Here is a 16,816-nt window from a genome sequence, read left to right as displayed (position 1 = left end):
CGCCGCAAATCCACACGAAATGTCCCTTAAGCCGAAATCAGGGGGTTTCGGCGCGGTCGCAGGAAAAGAAAATAAAGCGAAAATAAAACACCGTGCCCCCTGGGTAAGTCCAGGTTACGCGGTGCTTTATCTTGCTTCCCCACCAGGACTCGAACCTAGAATAGGAGTCGCCTTTTACCAGGCTAAACCGCCTTTCCACCACCCTCCTGACGGAGAACTGACGGAGCTTGAGAAATATCCACCACCTCCGCAATCATCCCATCCATCGTCTCTGCCACCTCATCCAGCATATCCGGGAACAAATCCGCGTACGTATTCAGCGTCTCCGCCGCATCCGCATGACCCAGTTGTGTTTGCACCACTTTCACGTTCGCCCCCGCATTAACTAGCAATCCCGCCGCCACATGCCTTAGCCCATGCGGCGTGATGCGCTCAAACGCGCGCGGCTCCGGCAAGCCCGCAGCCTTAGCCTCATCAATAGCCTGCTTCGCACTCGCCTGCATCCTTTTCACCGCACCGTCAAACCACGTCCGGTGCCCAGGGGAATGCATCGGCGTGCCATCCCGCGTCTGCCAAATCAACTCATCCCGCCTACGACCAGAGGCGACCGCGAGCACCTGGCCCATAACCGCCTTCGGCACCGCCACACTCCGCCGTTTATGGTTCTTCAGCGTCGTGTTGAAATGCCACCTCTTCTCGTTATCCAAATACACCGCATTCCGGCGCACATGGATACGGTTATTCAGCGGATCCAGGTCCCTCGGCCGAAGTGCCGCGAGCTCACCCCAACGCAGGCCCGTCGTGCCTAGCAGCATCACAATCTCACCGTGACGCACACACTCATCCGCGAGGTCTTTCAGCTCCTGCATCGTCAGATACACATGCACCGTCTTCACTTTTCTCGGCAAGCGCACACCCCGCGCGACGTTCTTCTTCACCCGCTGGTCTTTAACCGCAACGTCCAGAATCTGGCACAGAACGCTATGGCAGTTGCGTACCCAGGATGGGGAGTAGCCCATGCCGGATACCCACCGCTGTACCTCGCGGTGCGTGATGTCCTTGACCTTCCGGTCACCCCAGTAGGGCTTTACGGTGCCGCGCCAGATGGTGAGATTCATGTCCGTGCTGGAGGGCTTGAGTAGCTCGTTGAGTACGAGCCAGTCCTCGGCGACCTCGTGGAGCTTTGCCGCGCCTTTGGTGGGGTCGACCCAGTCACCATCGGCGATGGATACCGCGTTGCGGTTGGCCCATTCTTCCGCTTGGGGCTTGCGTTTGAATCCGCGTTTTGTGGTGTTTTTGCCGTCTGGTTTTACGTAGTCGACGCGGTAGCGTATGCCGCGCGCTGTCTCGTATGCCTTGATGGATGCCATATGATAGACACGTCCTTCCTAGTTCATGGTTGGATATTCCGGTCCTGGTGCTCGCGACTTCCACATGTTGAGCGCCAGGGCCGGTCTTGCTTTATGCTGTTGTTGGGCTCACAATCCCCCCCCGGTTGGGCCTAGGGTGCCTTCGCGTATTTGAGCTCAGCTCCGCGAAGGCATACCTACTCTTCGCACCCGTAGTACGAGTAGCTGCCGTCCTCATTCATGGTCGCCCCCTCACAGCCGAGGTCCTCAGCAATGCCGTCGGCAATGTCATCGGAGCTCACCGCTTCCGGCGCGGGCGGGTCAAGCGTTTCAGTGTCGATGTCGAACTCCTCGGCCAGGGCGTCAGCCATAGCACCATAAAGTCCGTCTTGCAGCTCTTCCACGGTGTTGAACGGGCCCATGCAGCCGTTCGGCGTGTTGTATTCAGGCACCTCCGGGTTGCCTTGAGGGGTGGCTTTATCGCATAGCCAGTAGCGGCCCTGGTTGTCCTGGAAGCGGTTGACGCGGTCGGCATTGGCGCCCTGCTGCTGCATGTCTGCTTGCGCTGGGTAGTCACCTGCCGGGACTGGGTCGTCTTGCTCAGCGGGGGTCTCTGATGACGTAGCCGCTGTGGTGGTGCTGCTGGTCGTCGTTGAGGTCGACGAGGTGGCGCTAGTCGTCGCCGTGGTAGTGATTGGCTCGTCACTGTCGCCAGGTGCACCGCACGCGGACAGGGACACCGCAAGGGCCGCAATGAGAGATATAGAGAGCTTTTTCATACTGATTGCCTTTCATAGAGGGATTGCCACGTGGTGGCCAGGTGGACGGTGACCCCGAGCTCGTGCGCTATCGCGGACAGGCTAGGCCCATGAAGCTGCTCGGCCAGTGCGTACTCGATAGGGCTGATGAGCAACCGCGCGGCGAACTCGTCGGCCTGGCGCTCCTGCCTCGCGCGGATCCAGCCCGCAGCGGCCGGGTCATGCCCGGCGATAAGATGCCCAAGCTCATGAGCGAGCGTGCACCGGCGATTCACCGGTCCGAGACCGCGACGCAGGCTAATGTGCCTGCCGCCGTAGTAGCGGCCTTTCTCACCCCCGGTGTGCTCGGTGAGAGTGACGCCGAGGGCTTCGGCGAGGGCATCAGGGTCCATCATGGTAGTCATCATCTCCCGGCTCTGGCTCAGTATCACTGCTGTCGGCAGCGTACGGCAGGGAGTGGACATCACTATCGGCGCCGTTCGAACGCGCATCGTCGAGGGAGGAGACGGGGGCGATGCTGGGGTCCAAGCCGATGACGTCATCGTCGTTGTCGTTGCCGAAGAGGTAGCGGGCCTCGGGGTCGGAGCGACGCATGATTTCGTCAAGCAGCTGCTGGTTAGTCGCGCCTTCTAGTGCTGCCTCAACGCCGTACTCGTCGATAGCCGAGGAAGTGATGAAGCCGAGGGATAGAAGGGATTCAACCTCGTTGACCCCGTAGGCGCGGGAAATGATGATGACGAACTCGGCAGTCGTCTTGCCCGCTTTCGCATGACGCAGCAGCGTCGCTTTCGAGATGTTGGAGTGGTCAGCCGCCTGGCTGACTGTGGGGGCGCCAGGGAGCGTAGATAGCCATTCTTGAAGTTCCATAGGTTCATTATGAACCATGTGTAAAAACGTGTCAAGCGCTGGGGAATTATCAAAATGAGTCTGAACGGATTGACATTGAACCTCAATAGGTTCATAATGAATCTTGTCAGGTTCACAAGGGCCTCGACCAAAAACTTGAAAACCACATGGAGGTAACTACATGGCTGTCACACCGCCGCGGTTCACCTTCCGCCCCGGAGCACTCGACGCCATCATGCGCTCACGCAACGTGCAAACCGAGGAGCAGCTGGCCTTACTCATCGGAGTCCGCCCCGAAGACATGCCAAAGCTACGCGCCGGGGCAAAAGTGACCGCAGAACTCGCACTGCGAGTATCCGCCCTACAAGGCGACAAAAGCTACATCGGCGCTTGGTTCGACCAGGCCGAGCCCGCCGCCGCATAAGAAAAGGGCCCGACGCTGCAACGCCGAGCCAAGAAGAAAATCAATCTCTCACCACAGGAGTCTACACCCATGCACCGACCCAACGAACACCGCGAACACTTCCTAAACCTCTACCTACGCCTCACTAAGACGCCGCCCTTGGGCCGGGGTTGGTGGTACCGCGGCGTCCACCACGCATAAGGAGGCCTGCCATGACCAGCCCTTATGTCGAAGCTTTCATGCTCGGCTACATCAAAGCAGCCCTCAAGGAGCAGATAAACCCCGACGAAGTAGACGCCCTCTTTGAGGAAGCGGAAAGCTTCGCACACAGCTCCATCAGGGAACGCGAGCATATCGAAGCGGAATAGCCCGACTTAGCAGGCAAGGGGAGTGCAAGCCTCCCCACGGGCACCAGGCCGCCGAAGTATTCCTGTCCCAGGGGATAGGGCAGGAACTCGGCCGGCCGCGATGAATGAGAACTCAATAGTGAAGAGCGCCGGAAGATACCGGCCCCGTGAGCATGGTTCTTAGATTGCGATGACCGGGGCGAACCGTGAGGTAGGCACCCCGACGTGGTTGGGAGGGAACGAGCGGCGCTGACATAAATACCAAGCCCAGAACGGAACACGAAATCATCACTTATTGCCTACAAGCGGGTGGCTGATTCCTTGCAAGCACCGGGGTTCGACTCCCCGGCTGGGCACCAGGGGTTGTAAAGCGCTAGCTCCCGTCGGAGGAGAGATGGAGCGTCAAGGCTGTAACCGGGGTGGGGTGGCTTTCCGTCGCACCCTTTCCGGCCCCACCCTTTGGCACTGCACGCCTGCAACCCCACCCACAAACACCCACCACAACTACATGAACTAAGGAGCCCCAATTGAACCGCCTTCTTAAACACCTTTTTCATCGCCGCCACCGCAAGCCACGCCCCCGCACCTTCTGGGTGGTATGGCGATGAACACCAAACAACTCATGGAGATGGTTGAGGCTGTCCTCGGCAAAAGGGTCGCCAACCTTACCGTCGCCCAATTTGCCGCCATTACCGGCCTATCGCACCGCACCATCCGCCAGGACTGCGCCGCCGGACGGCTACCCGCATACCAAAGCGCGGTAGGCACCCCGTACCTCATCCACTACACACACCTGACCCGATACATGGAGGTCAACAATGCCGCCTAACCACAAGTTCGAAATCCCACTCGACCAAGCGGTCAAAGAATTTTACGAGATTGAGGGCCGGTACCGCGCCCTCTGCCGGTTCACCCGACTGCCCGAGGGCATGCGCAAGCGCATCCTCGACGCCGCCAACTACGCCCGCCACCTCGCCATCCTCACAGAGAAAGAAGCAAAGAAAAAATGACCACCACCAACCGCCCACCACGCACCACACCGGATGCGCGTCGTGTTGCTTACTGGCAAGACATCGCCGCAAAACGCACAAGATTGGCCTGGGCTACCGGCATCCTCGGAATGCTGATTGGCTTCATCCTGCACGCTTTCCTCAGCATGCCGCCAGTCTGGATGTGATAGCTGTGCCGCTTATCGGATATTCCAGCTCGCACCCATCCCGTGAGGCCCGCAAAATCGCACTCGCACGACTCGAGGGCGAAATCCTCGACTGGATGCACGACCACGGGGATACTTTCCCGCAGCTGCGGGACAAGTGCTTTGAGATGGAGCAGCTTATCGATATGGAGCGCGCTTCGCTGTGAGAGAAGACCGCCTGATAAAACCCACTCTCGACAACGGACGCTGGTGGGCCAACATCCCTAAACGAACGCCGTTTAAGACGCGCGCAGCAGCATTAGATGCCCTCCTCGCATACCGCAGAGAAACGAAATGCCTCTATCACGGTTGTTGGAAGGAAGGCGCTGATGACCCTGACCTTGGTCGGGGTTTTCGTTTCTGCCCAGGCCATGCTCGCCTTGCGCACGCAATTCTCAACCTAAGGACCGCATGAACACCCCAAACCTGATGCCGGCGCGCATCATCCCACCCCGTAGTCGCCTCGACGAGCTCATCGACCAGGCCGCAACCACCATGCAGGCCTACCTCGCTGCAGGGCTCACCGAGGATACTGCCCTCGCACTCACCGACATCACCCTCGACCGCTTCGACCAAGGAGCCCAACCATGACCACCAACAACGACCGCAACACCCTGCGCCGCTGGGCAGCAGCCAAACACATCACCAAAGCCCAACTCGAAGACCTGATTGAGAAGGGATACATCACCACGCTGGAGGACGGGTCACGCCGCTTGACCGTCCACGGCACCAACCTCATCACCGGAAAGGACACCAACAATGACCTGGATGAATAAGGATTTAACCCTCGACCTGCTCGCCATCGGTATTGATACTCTGCAGCGCACGTACGACCGCATTAAGCAGGAGCCGGATAGCGTGTCCCCGTGGCCTCAGGTGGGGGGCCCGCAGGCCGCGCCGGGGCCGGTAGAGCAGCAGTCGGCAGAGCCCGCGGCGCAGCCGGAGACTTCGGAGACCTCGGAGACTTCGACAGAACCCGAAGCCCAGGACAATGCTCTGCTCCACGAAGCTCAAACCGTCCTGCGCCAGATTAGTCTCGCGGAAGGCCCCGGATGGATTACCGGCGAGCTTTTCCCGCACTTCGGGGTTAAGACACTGACCGACGTGCCGAAGGACAAACTGCAGGAGCTCATCAGCATGGCCACCAAGCACAAGGAGGCTATGGATGAGTGAATACCAAGCTCTCCTTGCCATACCTGATGCCGTTGGTGATGAGGAGCTTGCCCACATTGAGGACGTCATCAACCAGGTCGGCATCACCCACCTAGAAGACAGTGACGGTGTCATTCGCCGTATTGCTGGCCACCTCAACAAGAAGACGATTCCGCTGGCGAACGAGGATGGTAACGGCCCGACGCGCTTGTCTTTCGGCAAGGTGAAGACACTGGGCACCATCGAAGAAGAACCAGAGCCCGAGGGGCATGCCGGGCGTGCGCATGCTGTGCTGTCCGCCTCTAGCGCTCACCGCTGGCTCAACTGCACACCAGCCCCCAGGCTGGAAGAGCAATACCCGGACAGTAGCTCTGATGCCGCTGCCGAGGGTACTGCCGCCCACGAACTCGCGGAGCACAAGCTCCGCAACCTCCAGGGCCTGCCCAGCACGCTCACCAGCACCGACTGGGTCACGGAGGAGATGGACGACTACACCGACGACTACGTCGACAACGTTGTTGCTGAGCTCGACCGCGCACAGCAGACCAGCCCCGCCGCGTTCCTCGCTATTGAGCAACGCCTCGACTTCAGCCACATCGTGCCGGATGGTTTCGGCACTGGGGATGCCCTCATCGTGGGGGACGGCACCATGACCGTCATTGACCTCAAGTACGGCAAGGGCGTGGAGGTGTCCGCTGTGGGTAATCCACAGATGGCCCTGTACGCCCTGGGCGCGCTCACCCAGTTCGGCATGATCTACAACATCGAGACGGTGCGGATGGTGATATTCCAACCCCGTCTAAACAACATCAGCGTTGACGAGGTCAGCGTGGGGGAACTGATGCAGTGGGCTGACACGGTGGTCAAGCCCCGCGCCCAGGCCGCGATTAATGGTGAGGGGGAGCTTCGTGCGGGGGAGTGGTGCCGATTCTGCCGACACGCCCCACAGTGCACAGCGCTGGCAGCTAAGTACTTCGCCCCAATACCGAAGGAAGCGGACGAGGTAACCCCGGCAGCACCGGCGCCGGAAACACTCACTGACGACCAGATAGCCCAGATTGTTACCTGGTCTGGGGAGCTGAAAAAGTGGCTGTCCACGGTAGAGAAGTTCGCGCTGGATAAGGCCAACAGCGGGCATGCTTACCCCGGGTTGAAGCTCGTGGAAGGCCGCAGTGTGCGCAAGTACACCGACGAAGAGAAGGTTGCCGCCGCGGTTGAGAAGGCCGGCCACGACCCCTACGAGAAGAAGCTGCTGGGTATCACTGCGATGACGAAGCTGCTGGGCAAGAAGCAGTTCCAGGACACGCTCGGCGACCTCGTCCACAAACCACAGGGCAAACCCACGCTGGTGCCCGAATCAGATAAGCGCCCTGCACTGGCAGTAGCCACACCTGAGACCGTATTCCAACCACTAGAAGGAGCAACTAATGACTGACCAAGAAGCCGCGTACCGCAAGATTCAAGCCGTCTTCAACCCGACAGGGGAGAAGTTCGGAGACGACCCGGAGCCGGAGCCGGATTACCCGGACGCCGCCTAGCCCCGTGTTTGCCGCTGGTCGACGAGATTCACCGGCACCAACCCCCACTATCACCCATCACCAACTAGTTCCAAGGAGGAACCACACTATGGCCATCACCAACCGCGACGCCACCTTCCCCGCACGACTCAGCTTCAACGACCTCTTCACCCCACGCGCACAAGCCGAAGGAGCTGACCCGAAATACCAAGCCGTCCTCCTCATCCCCAAGAACGATGAGAAGACCATCGCAGCAGTCAACGCCGCGATTGATGCCGCCGTCCAGGACGCAGTTACCCGCGGCACCATCAAGCAGGCGATCGACCCCGCCATGACCCAGTACCCGCCGCTGCGCGACGGTGACCGTCCGAAGAACAACGGTGAGCCCCGCGGAGACGCCTACCAAGGCCACTGGTTCATCTCCGCGAAGGCACCAGAGTCTCGAAAGCCATTCATCGTGGACGGCAATGTTCGCCCCATCATTGACCAGTCGGAGGTCTACTCCGGCATGTACGTCAACGCGGCCGTGCAGTTCTACGTGTACTCCAACTCCGGCAACGTCGGGGTGGCCGCATCCTTGAGCGGTATTCAGAAGGTTAAGGATGGTGAGCGCCTGGGCGCTGAGCCCACCACCGCGGAGGACGTGTTCTCCGCGCTCGGCGGAGGCGCTGCTGCTGCGTCCCCGAACCTCGGCTTCTAAAAGCTGACCTCGCCCCTTGGCTCCAGCCAGGGGGCCTCAAGCTTCCACACGACAACTCAATAAAGACGCCCGTAGAAGGAGGCCGCACATGCACGACTCCCGCGCCGCAGTACAGCAGCGCATAGCCAACGACTACCAGCAGGGCACAGACACGAAGCGTGGACAACGCGACGGGGTAGTAGTCACCCCAGTAGAAATCGTGGACTTTCAAGTCCGCGCAGTCATCCACCAACTCGCAGCCCAGGGCTACAGCCTCGCAGACCCAGAAGTACGCATCACAGACCCATTTGGTGGTACGGGGATCTACCTAGCGCGCATCATGCAGCTCTCCGGGCTCAACCCCGACCAGCTGGATGATCTCTACCACAACCGCATGCGACACATCGAGCTCGACGAAGACGCCTGCCGAATCGCCGACGAAAACCTACGCACCGTCTACCAGCAGGAAACCGGGCGCACTGCACGCCACAGCATCGTCCTCAACCGGGACACCTTCAACATCGACCAAGAAGAATTCGACCAACTATGGGGAACCGCTCTACAAAACTCATCGTCTGCATTCGCTGCCAAAACATGAAACGGCATGAAGCCCGAAACCTCTGCAAATGCTGCTACAACCACGTTCGCGAAGGACGAGGAAGAGACACCCTTGCTGACTACCCACTACGCGGTAAAAAGCGTGAAGTTCGCACTCGCGAAGCACTAGTCATGCAAACGAGTACTAACAGGTCAAGCGCAATCAAGAACCGGCCTCCAGGGGACGACGGATACACCCTGTCAAAATCCCAAATCCTTGCAATACAAATCAAGCTCCGCCAAATGAAGGAAACACAATGACTGACCCGTTTGCCTGCATCGCCAACGGCACAGACCGGCGCTTCACCCACCAGGGCATCAACTGCATGACCCAGATGGGACCGTTCAGCATCAACGGCTACATCGAACTACCCGAAAACCACCCATGGCTTAAGGAAGAAGACCTGCAATTCTTCGACGACGTAGAGGTGCATGGCGGATTGACCTACCACGAGGGGCACATCATCGGCTTCGACACCAACCACGCTGGGGACTGCCCACATCCCGAAGCGGAATTCTCAGGACAAATCAAGACGTTTCCCAATATCAGTTTCTTCTCCGGTTTCGCCGGCATCGCCCACATCTGGACGTGGGAAGAAGTCGAAGCAGAAACCCGACGCCTGGCAGAGCAGGCCGCCAACACTCTCAAGGAGGCCCAGCAGTGACCTTGCGTGAAAAATTCCATGAGTGGCTGGAGGAGGAGCCTTTTGACTTCATCCTCCTGACCTGCGTCCTAGTCGCGACCATTCTGATAGGTGTCGTGACCATATCTGTCATCATGCTTGCCACGGTCATAGGGGGTACGCAGTGACCGCTGATGATTATTGGGAGATGCGGCGTGACATGCGCAAAGACGATGAAATCCTGTACGACGAGCGTTTCACCCCACCGGAAGAAAACCCAGACAACTGGCGGCAGCGTGGCCCGATTGTGCTTGGCCCGCGTGACGAGTTCCTAGTCATTGGTGCGGTGCGCTACGCGAGGGGCCGCGCCACCTACGTCGTCAAGGAAACCGTCGACTGGGTAATCCAGCACTGGCACCAACTCTCGGACAACACCAGGTATGTCATCGCCCGCGACGTGGCGGAGGAATGCGACTACCGCGACAACACTCCCCGCAGCGTCCTCAGCGAAATCGACGACCCCGACTGGCAACGACTACTCAACCACATCAAGGAGAGCAAAAGATGACCAACCCGTTCGACTGCATCGCCAACGACACCGCCCGCTACTTCGCACACCGGGGAATCAACTGCATGACGCAGCTGGGGCCGTTCACCATCAACGGATACATCGAACTGCCAGAAAACCACCCGTGGCTTGATTTCCCTGACACGATTGAGGTGCACCCTGACATCGAAGTACATGGCGGCATCACCTACCACGAAGGTCGCGTCATCGGCTTCGACACCAACCATCTTGGGGATGGACACCACCCCGGCGCTGAGCACGCCTGCCTAACAGGCGACTCTCTGAACATCCTCGGAGGCATCCCCCATGTCTGGACATGGGAGGAAGTCGAAACGGAAACCCGCCGCCTAGCAGACCAAGTAAAGGACACCACCAATGCCTAACCCAACCCGCCAAGAAATCATTGAGGCGTACGACGCGCTAGAGAAGCTGTGTCAGCGCTTGCCTGCAACCCGCGCAGCCAAAGAACCGATCCTCCGCGCCCTCCCACCCAAGCCACACCCCACCATGGCCGACGTGGGGTGGGACAACGAGAAGCACCGCTTCGCGGAGGCGGAGCACCCCGACTACGGGGAAGTGATCATGCTTCAAAGTGATCTGACTACCGGGCAGGTAAGAATCCTCCTGAACGATTACGGAGAATTCCATATGCCTTACGCATCTCCCCAGAACCTCACCCCGACCGGTAAGCGCTACACCCTCACAGAGGTGCACGATGAATGACTTGAGCACCACCAACCTGAAACGCCTACTGGATGAGACCGCACCAGGGCCGTGGACGGCGCTAGCCACGTACGACGATGGAGCGCCGCGCCCGGATACGACACGCGAAATGAGGGCTGCTGGCGAATACCTCGGGATTATGCATACCCCGAACTCTGCCCTCGCCGCCGCCGCCCCAGACCTCGCACAGGAAGTACTGCGCCTCCGACGACGACTAAGCAGAATCACCACAGACCGCGAAACCGTAGCCCACCATGAAGGAGACCATGATGGATAACCGAGACCGGGCCGCGAGCATCATCGCCCACGGTATGAAAAACGGGGACAGCCCCGCACGCATCACCAAGCACCTAGCCGACTACGGGCTACTGGCTGAAGACCTCCCAGAGCCATGCATCTACCCCGACACCGGGGAACATGAATGGCACATGGAAGACGGCTACGTAGGCCTGGAGGACGGCATCATCCACGTCATCCACGATGAGACCGATGAAGACTGGGAACCCGCCGAGCTAGAACCTGACCCCTGTGAACTCCGCTTCTCCAACACCACCAAGGCCCGCGAAACCGCCCACGCAATCCTCGCCGCCTGCGACCTAAAGGACACACAAGATGACTAATTTTGACCGTGCCGCGCAGGTCATTTACGACGAGGTCAACCAAACGTGGGAGCGCGGGGAAATCCTCACAGCGGCAGGCGAAGCAGAGCGCCTCGCCAACGCCCTCGCCGACGCGGGACTCCTCGCACCAGACCTACCAGCCCCTGACCGTGACATGCGAGACCCCAAGTGGCAAGCCCAATACGAGGATGACTGGGACAATCCCGAAGCGCCCAGCATCTGGGACACCACCACCCTCTACGAGGTCGGTGTCTTCCCCGGCGACCCCGACATCACCATCTGGTACGACGGTGAACCCCTAGAGCCCTTCAGCATCGACGAAGTGCGGTCCCTCCGGCTTGCACTCCACGCCGCAGAACAAACAGCCAAGGAACAAGCATGAGGCCGCACAAGCTCCGCGTCAGTCCACGCGGCGTCACCCTCGACGGCCTCCCACTCCTACACAGTGGAGAACCCCCAACCATCGAGACGCTTGGCCCCGGTATCCACCTGGTTCACCTCGCTGTCTACGCCGACAGTGTTCAGCTCGACGGAGACAATCACGAACTCCCGGAGGACACACCCATCTACAACCAACTCAAGGAACAAGCATGACGTATGGCCCGTGGCACCGCTGGTTCGCCTGGCACCCCGTCCGCACACGGCAGCACGGCTGGCGGTGGCTCCGCACTGTAGAACGCGCCCTGCACTACCCGCCTGACATCCCCTTCGCACCCGCCCCGTACTGGGTATACCGCCCAACCCCCCAACAACAGGAAAGAAACATGAGCGAGACCAAAGAAGTCATCCGCATCGTCCTCAAGACCTACTTTCTCGCCGCCCTCATGATGCTGCCCACCGCTAACGGCATCCACCAAGCAGCCCAAGGCCACATCGCGCTTTCCACCATCATGCTGGCCTCCGGCCTCGTAGGAGCCATCATGACCAACATCAGCCTCAAAAAGGAGCTAGCCCAATGACAACACTGGCAGACCTCACCCCCGAAGAACGCGCCGAATGCGTAGGCATGTGGTGTGACTACCGGCCAGCAGTCGGAACAACAGGCCTGCACAACGCGCCCGAAGAAGTCATCACCACCGTAATCATCAAAGCCGGCAACGACTACGACGCGGCCTATGAAGACGAATACGAAGTCTTCAATGCGGCAATCGGGCACGAGCTAGTGCAGCCGGAGCAGATAACTCTCCGCCCCGACCTGCCCCGCGCCTGGGCACCAGACGGCACACCACCAGAAGGGGAATGGGAGTATGTACCAGAAATCTGGAACCCGTGGCTTGACGATTGGCGCCCCATCGACGACGCCACCACAAACGAGATAGCAGCCGAAGCGTGGATGGGGATGGAGCAGTTCAATGACGAAGGGGGTCGCGTTCGGAAACGCTTCATTGGGGAATGGGAGGAAGCATGAGCCGGTGGAAAGTAAAGAAACTCTACGATGACGTCTTCGCCCCCGACGGATTCGTCTGGGCCTCTTGGCAAGACGGGGAATGGCCAAAATCAACCTGGTTCCAAACCCACGCAGAAGCAATGGCCCACGCCACCCGCGAAGCAAAAGCCTGCCGAGACAGATTCCGAGCCTTACGGCCACCCCTAGACCAACTCTGCTACATCGCCCGCACCGGCGCACCCCACGCCACCCAAAACATCTCTGGCCTCAGACAACAAATCATCCAAGCACTCAAGACCCCGCCCACACCGCGGGGTCTTTTTTAACACCCACAACCCCATGGAGGAGAAAGCAAATGAAAAACCGCGAACTCAAAATCGCCACCGCCACCACCCGCACCTCCTCCCACTGGACCAACCAACTCACCACCCTCCAAGACCTCACCGCACGCGCGTACGAGCCCATCATCGTCAACTGCACCAAAGACGAATACCGCAGCCTCGCCAAAGCGGAGAAGGACAAGCACAAAGATGTCGGCGGCTTCGTCGGCGGACACCTACGCGGAGGCCGCCGCCGCAAAGGCCACATCCTCACCCGCTCTCTCATCACCCTCGACCTTGACAACATCCCCGAAGACGTCGACCTCGCCCAAGCCCTGGCCGACACCCTGCCCTACGCCTGGCTCGCCCACACCACCCTCAGCCACCTAGATGCTGAGCAACGCTGGCGCATCTGGGTATGGCTGACCCGCGACGTCACCGCCGACGAATACGGCGCCGTCGCCCGCCGCGCCGCCCAAGACATCAACCCCGGCCTAGCCTGGTTCGACCCCACCACCTTCGAACCAGAACGCTTCTTCTACTGGCCCGCCACCCTCGAAGACGGCGACTACCACGTAGAAATCAGCACCCAGAAAGACATCCTCAACCCCGACGACTACCTCGACCGGTACGACACCTGGCAGGACGTCACCACCTGGCCCGGCGTCACACCAGACGACGCCAAAGCCATGCTCGGCACCTCCAAGCTCGACGACCCGCGCACCAAGCCTGGCATGCTCGGCGCCTTCAACCGCGCCTACACCATCCCGCGCGCCATCCAGAACTTCCTCGCGGACGTCTACAAGCCTGGCACCACAAAGGACCGCTACACCTACACCGGCGGCTCATCCTCAAATGGTCTCATCGTCTACAACGGTGGCCACTACGCCTACAGCCAGCACGCCACCGACCCCGCCGCCGACGGACACTCCCACAGCGCATTCGACCTCGTCCGCATCCACCGCTTCGGAGAGTTGGACGCAGACACCGCGGCCGGCACCCCAGCCAACAAGAAACCCAGCTACACCGCGATGATGGACCTCGCCAACCAAGACGCCGCCACGCGCGCGGAGAACGCCAAAGCCACCGCGGCAAAAATCAACGACGTCTTCCAACCCATCACTCGGGACCAGGACGCGCGCGACGAAGAAGACGACGACACACCACCCGAAGAAGGGGAGGAGCAGAACTCCGCTACCTCCTGGCTCGCACAACTCGAGACCAAAAAAGATGGAGGCTTCAAAGACACCATCGGCAACTTTGAACTCATCCTCACCCACGACCCACGACTCAACCACATCGCCTGGAACGCCCACGCCAACCGCCTCGAAATCCAAGACCCCCAAGCCCTCCCATGGGACCAACTCACACCCGGCTGGACCGACAACGACGAAGCCATGCTCAAAACAGAAATCGCCCGCACCTACCAAGGACTCTACGCACCCACCAAAATGCACGACGCCCTACTCTCCACCGCCACAGCCCGCGCATTCCACCCCGTCCGCGACTACTTCAACCACCTCCCACCATGGGACGAAACACCCCGCCTCGACACACTCCTCATCGACACACTCGGCGCCGAAGATACCGACTACACCCGCGCAGTCACCCGCAAAACCTTCGTCGCCGCCCACCGCCGCACCTTCCAACCAGGATGCAAATTCGACCAAGTCCTCACCCTCGTAGGCCCCCAAGGCGCCGGCAAATCCACCATCTTCAACCGCATGGCCAACCCATGGTTCTCCGACAGCCTCACCATCACCGACATGAAAGACAAAACCGCCGCCGAAAAACTCCAAGGCAACCTCATCGTCGAACTCTCAGAGCTCGCCGGCATGCGCAAAGCAGAAGCCGAACCAGTCAAAGGCTTCATCTCCCGCACAGAGGACAAGTACCGGCCGGCGTATGGCCGCACCGTCATCACCTACCCACGCCAAGGCATCATCGTCGGCTCCACCAACGCCGACGAAGGCTTCCTGCGCGATACCACCGGTAATCGCCGCTGGTGGCCCGTCCACGTCACCGGCCAAGGCTGGCTCGGCAAACCACACGACCTAGACCAAGCCACCATCGACCAACTCTGGGCAGAAGCCCGCCACTACGACTACCAAGGCGAAAAACTCTACCTCGAAGGCGACCTTCTCCACCAGGCAGAGCACATCCAAGCCGAAAGCGTAGAGGCTGACGACCGCATCGGCATCGTCCAGGAATACCTCAACAAAGTCTTGCCGGGAAACTGGGATGCGCTGCCGCTTAACGTGCGCCGCGTCTGGCTCGACGGCGGAGGCTTACCAGGGCACCTTAAGAACACTGGATTGGCCGATGATTACTTCACACGCACCAGCGTGTCGAAAATCGAAATCTGGGCCGAGTGCTTCGGACGCAACCCAGAGGACATGCGCAAAATCGACTCCCATGAAATCACCGCAATCATGCGCCAGATTGACGGATGGGAAGACAGCGGGCAGCGAGTGAAACTCCCAATCTACGGACAGCAGCGAGTATTCAAACGCGCCGAATCTCGTTCAAATGTTCTACAAGTCGGATAGGTGACAAACCCTGTGGACAAAGCACGTTTAGCTTTGTCCACCCCTAGGACGAAGTGGACAAACAAAAACTTTGTCACACACTTTGTCACAGGGTAAAAACCCGCATCAACCATTGAAAACATCCTCACTGTGACAAAGTGGACAAACTTTCTATTAAAAGACCCTGGAGAGAAACAGGGGATGTTATGTACAGAAACGTGCACATTACCTCTAAATCCAAGACCTAAATAGAAACGCTGTCCGTTTTGTCCACGAAGCGCCCCAAGAAAGAAAAACAATGCTCGAACGCGAAGTCGAAAAAGCACTAGTACGCGAGGTCCGCAACCACGGCGGAATCGCCCCAAAACTCACCAGCCCTGCAAACGCCGGCATGCCAGACCGACTAATAATCCTCCCACCCGGCAAGGTCTGCTTCGTCGAACTCAAAGCCCCCGGCAAGAAACCCCGCCCCCTCCAAGTAAGACAGATGGAACGCCTCACTCAGCTTGGCTGCATGGTCCGCGTCATCGACCACCCCAACCAAATCCAGGAACTCCTCCATGAAATTCAGCAGCAGCCTACTTTCAAACAACATTTGAAAGAGCCAGGACAGCGCCCATGAAATACATCCCCCACGACTACCAACGCCACACCACCCAATTCATCATCGACCACCCAGAGTCAGCGATATTTCTAGGAATGGGCATGGGCAAAACAATCTCCACCCTCACCGCCGTCAACGACCTGGTCCGCAACCGCTTCGAAACCCAAAAGGTTCTCGTCATCGCGCCCATCCGCGTCGCCCGCGACACCTGGCCCGCAGAACTCAACAAGTGGGACCACCTGGCCGGCCTCACCGTCAGCCCCATCATCGGCACCGCAAAACAACGCCAAGCCGCCGCCAACCGCCGCGCCGACATCTACACCATCGGCAGAGAAAACATCCCCTGGCTCGTCAAACATCACGGTAACCGCTGGCCCTACGACATGGTCATCATCGACGAACTATCCAGCTTCAAGAACCCGCAAGCCAAACGCTTCAAAGCACTCAAGAAAGTTCGCCCGAAGATAGACCGCATCGTCGGCCTCACGGGCACTCCCGCCCCCAACAGCCTGCTGGACATCTGGGCGCCCTTCCGACTCATCGACAACGGCCAACGCCTCGGCAAGTGGGCCTGACCCCCGGAAAGTAGACACGTCGGGG

The 16,816-nt window shown here is 59.6% G+C and carries 29 protein-coding genes; 25 read left to right on the top strand and 4 right to left on the bottom strand.

Annotation, left to right across the window (positions count from 1 at the left end; genetic code table 11):
- Positions 1 to 182: 182 nt before the first annotated feature.
- From HMPREF2806_RS05905 to HMPREF2806_RS13320, 4 genes are all read right to left on the bottom strand, one after another.
- Positions 183 to 1,370 (bottom strand): site-specific integrase, encoded by a 1,188-nt coding sequence (locus tag HMPREF2806_RS05905; RefSeq protein ID WP_070516778.1) that lies wholly within the window; start codon positions 1,368 to 1,370, stop codon positions 183 to 185.
- A gap of 176 nt (positions 1,371 to 1,546) precedes the next feature.
- Positions 1,547 to 2,128, bottom strand: a complete 582-nt coding sequence (locus tag HMPREF2806_RS05900) for a hypothetical protein (RefSeq protein WP_070516776.1) — start codon at positions 2,126 to 2,128, stop codon at positions 1,547 to 1,549.
- Positions 2,125 to 2,502: an ImmA/IrrE family metallo-endopeptidase gene (locus HMPREF2806_RS05895; protein WP_118779509.1), complete on the bottom strand. Its 378-nt coding sequence runs from the start codon at positions 2,500 to 2,502 to the stop codon at positions 2,125 to 2,127. Before HMPREF2806_RS05895 ends, HMPREF2806_RS05900 begins: the two co-directional genes overlap by 4 nt.
- Positions 2,489 to 2,974 carry a hypothetical protein gene (locus HMPREF2806_RS13320; RefSeq protein WP_070516773.1) on the bottom strand — a complete coding sequence of 162 codons (486 nt, stop codon included), beginning with the start codon at positions 2,972 to 2,974 and terminating at the stop codon, positions 2,489 to 2,491. Before HMPREF2806_RS13320 ends, HMPREF2806_RS05895 begins: the two co-directional genes overlap by 14 nt.
- A gap of 160 nt (positions 2,975 to 3,134) precedes the next feature.
- On the opposite strand from HMPREF2806_RS13320, the gene HMPREF2806_RS05885 reads away from it, so the two are divergent.
- The 25 genes from HMPREF2806_RS05885 (at position 3,135) to HMPREF2806_RS05775 (ending at position 16,791) form a co-directional block, all read left to right on the top strand.
- Positions 3,135 to 3,377, top strand: a complete 243-nt coding sequence (locus HMPREF2806_RS05885; RefSeq protein WP_070516771.1) for a hypothetical protein — start codon at positions 3,135 to 3,137, stop codon at positions 3,375 to 3,377.
- A gap of 191 nt (positions 3,378 to 3,568) precedes the next feature.
- The gene (locus HMPREF2806_RS13465) at positions 3,569 to 3,724 is read left to right on the top strand and encodes a hypothetical protein (RefSeq protein ID WP_158013209.1); all 156 of its coding nucleotides are present in this window, start codon (positions 3,569 to 3,571) and stop codon (positions 3,722 to 3,724) included.
- 583 nt (positions 3,725 to 4,307) lie between these two features.
- Positions 4,308 to 4,532 (top strand): helix-turn-helix domain-containing protein, encoded by a 225-nt coding sequence (locus HMPREF2806_RS05880; protein WP_070516769.1) that lies wholly within the window; start codon positions 4,308 to 4,310, stop codon positions 4,530 to 4,532.
- Entirely contained in the window at positions 4,522 to 4,713 is a 192-nt protein-coding gene (locus HMPREF2806_RS05875) for a hypothetical protein (protein WP_070516767.1), read from the top strand. The genes HMPREF2806_RS05880 and HMPREF2806_RS05875 overlap by 11 nt, the downstream gene beginning before the upstream one ends.
- Positions 4,710 to 4,880, top strand: a complete 171-nt coding sequence (locus tag HMPREF2806_RS13460) for a hypothetical protein (RefSeq protein WP_158013208.1) — start codon at positions 4,710 to 4,712, stop codon at positions 4,878 to 4,880. The genes HMPREF2806_RS05875 and HMPREF2806_RS13460 overlap by 4 nt, the downstream gene beginning before the upstream one ends.
- A 5-nt stretch (positions 4,881 to 4,885) precedes the next feature.
- Positions 4,886 to 5,065, top strand: coding sequence for a hypothetical protein (locus HMPREF2806_RS05870; RefSeq protein WP_070516765.1), 180 nt, complete (start codon positions 4,886 to 4,888; stop codon positions 5,063 to 5,065).
- A gap of 244 nt (positions 5,066 to 5,309) precedes the next feature.
- Complete coding sequence (locus HMPREF2806_RS05865) at positions 5,310 to 5,489, top strand: hypothetical protein (RefSeq protein WP_070516763.1); 180 nt, start codon at positions 5,310 to 5,312, stop codon at positions 5,487 to 5,489.
- The gene (locus HMPREF2806_RS05860) at positions 5,486 to 5,674 is read left to right on the top strand and encodes a hypothetical protein (RefSeq protein ID WP_070516762.1); all 189 of its coding nucleotides are present in this window, start codon (positions 5,486 to 5,488) and stop codon (positions 5,672 to 5,674) included. The genes HMPREF2806_RS05865 and HMPREF2806_RS05860 overlap by 4 nt, the downstream gene beginning before the upstream one ends.
- Positions 5,667 to 6,071, top strand: coding sequence for a hypothetical protein (locus tag HMPREF2806_RS05855; protein WP_158013207.1), 405 nt, complete (start codon positions 5,667 to 5,669; stop codon positions 6,069 to 6,071). Before HMPREF2806_RS05860 ends, HMPREF2806_RS05855 begins: the two co-directional genes overlap by 8 nt.
- A complete protein-coding gene (locus HMPREF2806_RS05850) occupies positions 6,064 to 7,485 on the top strand; it encodes a DUF2800 domain-containing protein (protein ID WP_083306519.1) in 1,422 nt (473 codons plus the stop codon). The genes HMPREF2806_RS05855 and HMPREF2806_RS05850 overlap by 8 nt, the downstream gene beginning before the upstream one ends.
- 191 nt (positions 7,486 to 7,676) lie before the next feature.
- Positions 7,677 to 8,267 (top strand): DUF2815 family protein, encoded by a 591-nt coding sequence (locus HMPREF2806_RS05845; RefSeq protein ID WP_070516758.1) that lies wholly within the window; start codon positions 7,677 to 7,679, stop codon positions 8,265 to 8,267.
- Between the two features lie 88 nt (positions 8,268 to 8,355).
- A complete protein-coding gene (locus tag HMPREF2806_RS05840; protein ID WP_070516756.1) occupies positions 8,356 to 8,844 on the top strand; it encodes a hypothetical protein in 489 nt (162 codons plus the stop codon).
- A gap of 256 nt (positions 8,845 to 9,100) precedes the next feature.
- A complete protein-coding gene (locus HMPREF2806_RS05835; protein ID WP_070516754.1) occupies positions 9,101 to 9,508 on the top strand; it encodes a hypothetical protein in 408 nt (135 codons plus the stop codon).
- A gap of 142 nt (positions 9,509 to 9,650) precedes the next feature.
- Positions 9,651 to 10,034, top strand: a complete 384-nt coding sequence (locus HMPREF2806_RS05830; protein ID WP_070516753.1) for a hypothetical protein — start codon at positions 9,651 to 9,653, stop codon at positions 10,032 to 10,034.
- Positions 10,031 to 10,417, top strand: a complete 387-nt coding sequence (locus tag HMPREF2806_RS13780) for a hypothetical protein (RefSeq protein WP_070516751.1) — start codon at positions 10,031 to 10,033, stop codon at positions 10,415 to 10,417. The genes HMPREF2806_RS05830 and HMPREF2806_RS13780 overlap by 4 nt, the downstream gene beginning before the upstream one ends.
- Positions 10,410 to 10,757 (top strand): hypothetical protein, encoded by a 348-nt coding sequence (locus HMPREF2806_RS13775; protein WP_070516750.1) that lies wholly within the window; start codon positions 10,410 to 10,412, stop codon positions 10,755 to 10,757. The genes HMPREF2806_RS13780 and HMPREF2806_RS13775 overlap by 8 nt, the downstream gene beginning before the upstream one ends.
- Positions 10,750 to 11,034 (top strand): hypothetical protein, encoded by a 285-nt coding sequence (locus HMPREF2806_RS13455; protein WP_158013206.1) that lies wholly within the window; start codon positions 10,750 to 10,752, stop codon positions 11,032 to 11,034. Before HMPREF2806_RS13775 ends, HMPREF2806_RS13455 begins: the two co-directional genes overlap by 8 nt.
- Positions 11,024 to 11,377, top strand: a complete 354-nt coding sequence (locus tag HMPREF2806_RS05815) for a hypothetical protein (RefSeq protein ID WP_232745307.1) — start codon at positions 11,024 to 11,026, stop codon at positions 11,375 to 11,377. Before HMPREF2806_RS13455 ends, HMPREF2806_RS05815 begins: the two co-directional genes overlap by 11 nt.
- Positions 11,370 to 11,759 carry a hypothetical protein gene (locus HMPREF2806_RS05810; protein WP_070516745.1) on the top strand — a complete coding sequence of 130 codons (390 nt, stop codon included), beginning with the start codon at positions 11,370 to 11,372 and terminating at the stop codon, positions 11,757 to 11,759. Before HMPREF2806_RS05815 ends, HMPREF2806_RS05810 begins: the two co-directional genes overlap by 8 nt.
- Positions 11,756 to 11,971 (top strand): hypothetical protein, encoded by a 216-nt coding sequence (locus tag HMPREF2806_RS05805; protein ID WP_070516743.1) that lies wholly within the window; start codon positions 11,756 to 11,758, stop codon positions 11,969 to 11,971. The genes HMPREF2806_RS05810 and HMPREF2806_RS05805 overlap by 4 nt, the downstream gene beginning before the upstream one ends.
- Positions 11,972 to 12,141: 170 nt before the next feature.
- The gene (locus tag HMPREF2806_RS13450; RefSeq protein ID WP_158013205.1) at positions 12,142 to 12,336 is read left to right on the top strand and encodes a hypothetical protein; all 195 of its coding nucleotides are present in this window, start codon (positions 12,142 to 12,144) and stop codon (positions 12,334 to 12,336) included.
- Positions 12,333 to 12,785, top strand: coding sequence for a hypothetical protein (locus HMPREF2806_RS05795; protein ID WP_070516739.1), 453 nt, complete (start codon positions 12,333 to 12,335; stop codon positions 12,783 to 12,785). Before HMPREF2806_RS13450 ends, HMPREF2806_RS05795 begins: the two co-directional genes overlap by 4 nt.
- 334 nt (positions 12,786 to 13,119) lie before the next feature.
- Positions 13,120 to 15,633, top strand: a complete 2,514-nt coding sequence (locus tag HMPREF2806_RS05785; protein WP_070516735.1) for a virulence-associated E family protein — start codon at positions 13,120 to 13,122, stop codon at positions 15,631 to 15,633.
- 277 nt (positions 15,634 to 15,910) lie between these two features.
- Complete coding sequence (locus HMPREF2806_RS13045; RefSeq protein WP_083306517.1) at positions 15,911 to 16,234, top strand: PDDEXK family nuclease; 324 nt, start codon at positions 15,911 to 15,913, stop codon at positions 16,232 to 16,234.
- Positions 16,231 to 16,791, top strand: coding sequence for an SNF2-related protein (locus tag HMPREF2806_RS05775; RefSeq protein ID WP_083306516.1), 561 nt, complete (start codon positions 16,231 to 16,233; stop codon positions 16,789 to 16,791). Before HMPREF2806_RS13045 ends, HMPREF2806_RS05775 begins: the two co-directional genes overlap by 4 nt.
- Positions 16,792 to 16,816: the final 25 nt, after the last annotated feature.

This window comes from Corynebacterium sp. HMSC076G08 (genome assembly GCF_001811515.1).
GTDB classification, from domain to species: domain Bacteria; phylum Actinomycetota; class Actinomycetes; order Mycobacteriales; family Mycobacteriaceae; genus Corynebacterium; species Corynebacterium hiratae.
The sequence above is the reverse complement of the archived record's forward strand: the minus strand, read 5'-3'. Positions and strand labels throughout refer to the sequence as shown.

Coding starts and splice junctions, on each gene's coding strand:
- HMPREF2806_RS05905 (WP_070516778.1), bottom strand. CDS start 1,370: ATGGCATCCATCAAGGCATACGAGACAGCGCGCGGCATACGCTACCGC.
- HMPREF2806_RS05900 (WP_070516776.1), bottom strand. CDS start 2,128: ATGAAAAAGCTCTCTATATCTCTCATTGCGGCCCTTGCGGTGTCCCTG.
- HMPREF2806_RS05895 (WP_118779509.1), bottom strand. CDS start 2,502: ATGATGGACCCTGATGCCCTCGCCGAAGCCCTCGGCGTCACTCTCACC.
- HMPREF2806_RS13320 (WP_070516773.1), bottom strand. CDS start 2,974: ATGGAACTTCAAGAATGGCTATCTACGCTCCCTGGCGCCCCCACAGTC.
- HMPREF2806_RS05885 (WP_070516771.1), top strand. CDS start 3,135: ATGGCTGTCACACCGCCGCGGTTCACCTTCCGCCCCGGAGCACTCGAC.
- HMPREF2806_RS13465 (WP_158013209.1), top strand. CDS start 3,569: ATGACCAGCCCTTATGTCGAAGCTTTCATGCTCGGCTACATCAAAGCA.
- HMPREF2806_RS05880 (WP_070516769.1), top strand. CDS start 4,308: ATGAACACCAAACAACTCATGGAGATGGTTGAGGCTGTCCTCGGCAAA.
- HMPREF2806_RS05875 (WP_070516767.1), top strand. CDS start 4,522: ATGCCGCCTAACCACAAGTTCGAAATCCCACTCGACCAAGCGGTCAAA.
- HMPREF2806_RS13460 (WP_158013208.1), top strand. CDS start 4,710: ATGACCACCACCAACCGCCCACCACGCACCACACCGGATGCGCGTCGT.
- HMPREF2806_RS05865 (WP_070516763.1), top strand. CDS start 5,310: ATGAACACCCCAAACCTGATGCCGGCGCGCATCATCCCACCCCGTAGT.
- HMPREF2806_RS05860 (WP_070516762.1), top strand. CDS start 5,486: ATGACCACCAACAACGACCGCAACACCCTGCGCCGCTGGGCAGCAGCC.
- HMPREF2806_RS05855 (WP_158013207.1), top strand. CDS start 5,667: ATGAATAAGGATTTAACCCTCGACCTGCTCGCCATCGGTATTGATACT.
- HMPREF2806_RS05850 (WP_083306519.1), top strand. CDS start 6,064: ATGAGTGAATACCAAGCTCTCCTTGCCATACCTGATGCCGTTGGTGAT.
- HMPREF2806_RS05845 (WP_070516758.1), top strand. CDS start 7,677: ATGGCCATCACCAACCGCGACGCCACCTTCCCCGCACGACTCAGCTTC.
- HMPREF2806_RS05840 (WP_070516756.1), top strand. CDS start 8,356: ATGCACGACTCCCGCGCCGCAGTACAGCAGCGCATAGCCAACGACTAC.
- HMPREF2806_RS05835 (WP_070516754.1), top strand. CDS start 9,101: ATGACTGACCCGTTTGCCTGCATCGCCAACGGCACAGACCGGCGCTTC.
- HMPREF2806_RS13780 (WP_070516751.1), top strand. CDS start 10,031: ATGACCAACCCGTTCGACTGCATCGCCAACGACACCGCCCGCTACTTC.
- HMPREF2806_RS13775 (WP_070516750.1), top strand. CDS start 10,410: ATGCCTAACCCAACCCGCCAAGAAATCATTGAGGCGTACGACGCGCTA.
- HMPREF2806_RS13455 (WP_158013206.1), top strand. CDS start 10,750: ATGAATGACTTGAGCACCACCAACCTGAAACGCCTACTGGATGAGACC.
- HMPREF2806_RS05815 (WP_232745307.1), top strand. CDS start 11,024: ATGATGGATAACCGAGACCGGGCCGCGAGCATCATCGCCCACGGTATG.
- HMPREF2806_RS05810 (WP_070516745.1), top strand. CDS start 11,370: ATGACTAATTTTGACCGTGCCGCGCAGGTCATTTACGACGAGGTCAAC.
- HMPREF2806_RS05805 (WP_070516743.1), top strand. CDS start 11,756: ATGAGGCCGCACAAGCTCCGCGTCAGTCCACGCGGCGTCACCCTCGAC.
- HMPREF2806_RS13450 (WP_158013205.1), top strand. CDS start 12,142: ATGAGCGAGACCAAAGAAGTCATCCGCATCGTCCTCAAGACCTACTTT.
- HMPREF2806_RS05795 (WP_070516739.1), top strand. CDS start 12,333: ATGACAACACTGGCAGACCTCACCCCCGAAGAACGCGCCGAATGCGTA.
- HMPREF2806_RS05785 (WP_070516735.1), top strand. CDS start 13,120: ATGAAAAACCGCGAACTCAAAATCGCCACCGCCACCACCCGCACCTCC.
- HMPREF2806_RS13045 (WP_083306517.1), top strand. CDS start 15,911: ATGCTCGAACGCGAAGTCGAAAAAGCACTAGTACGCGAGGTCCGCAAC.
- HMPREF2806_RS05775 (WP_083306516.1), top strand. CDS start 16,231: ATGAAATACATCCCCCACGACTACCAACGCCACACCACCCAATTCATC.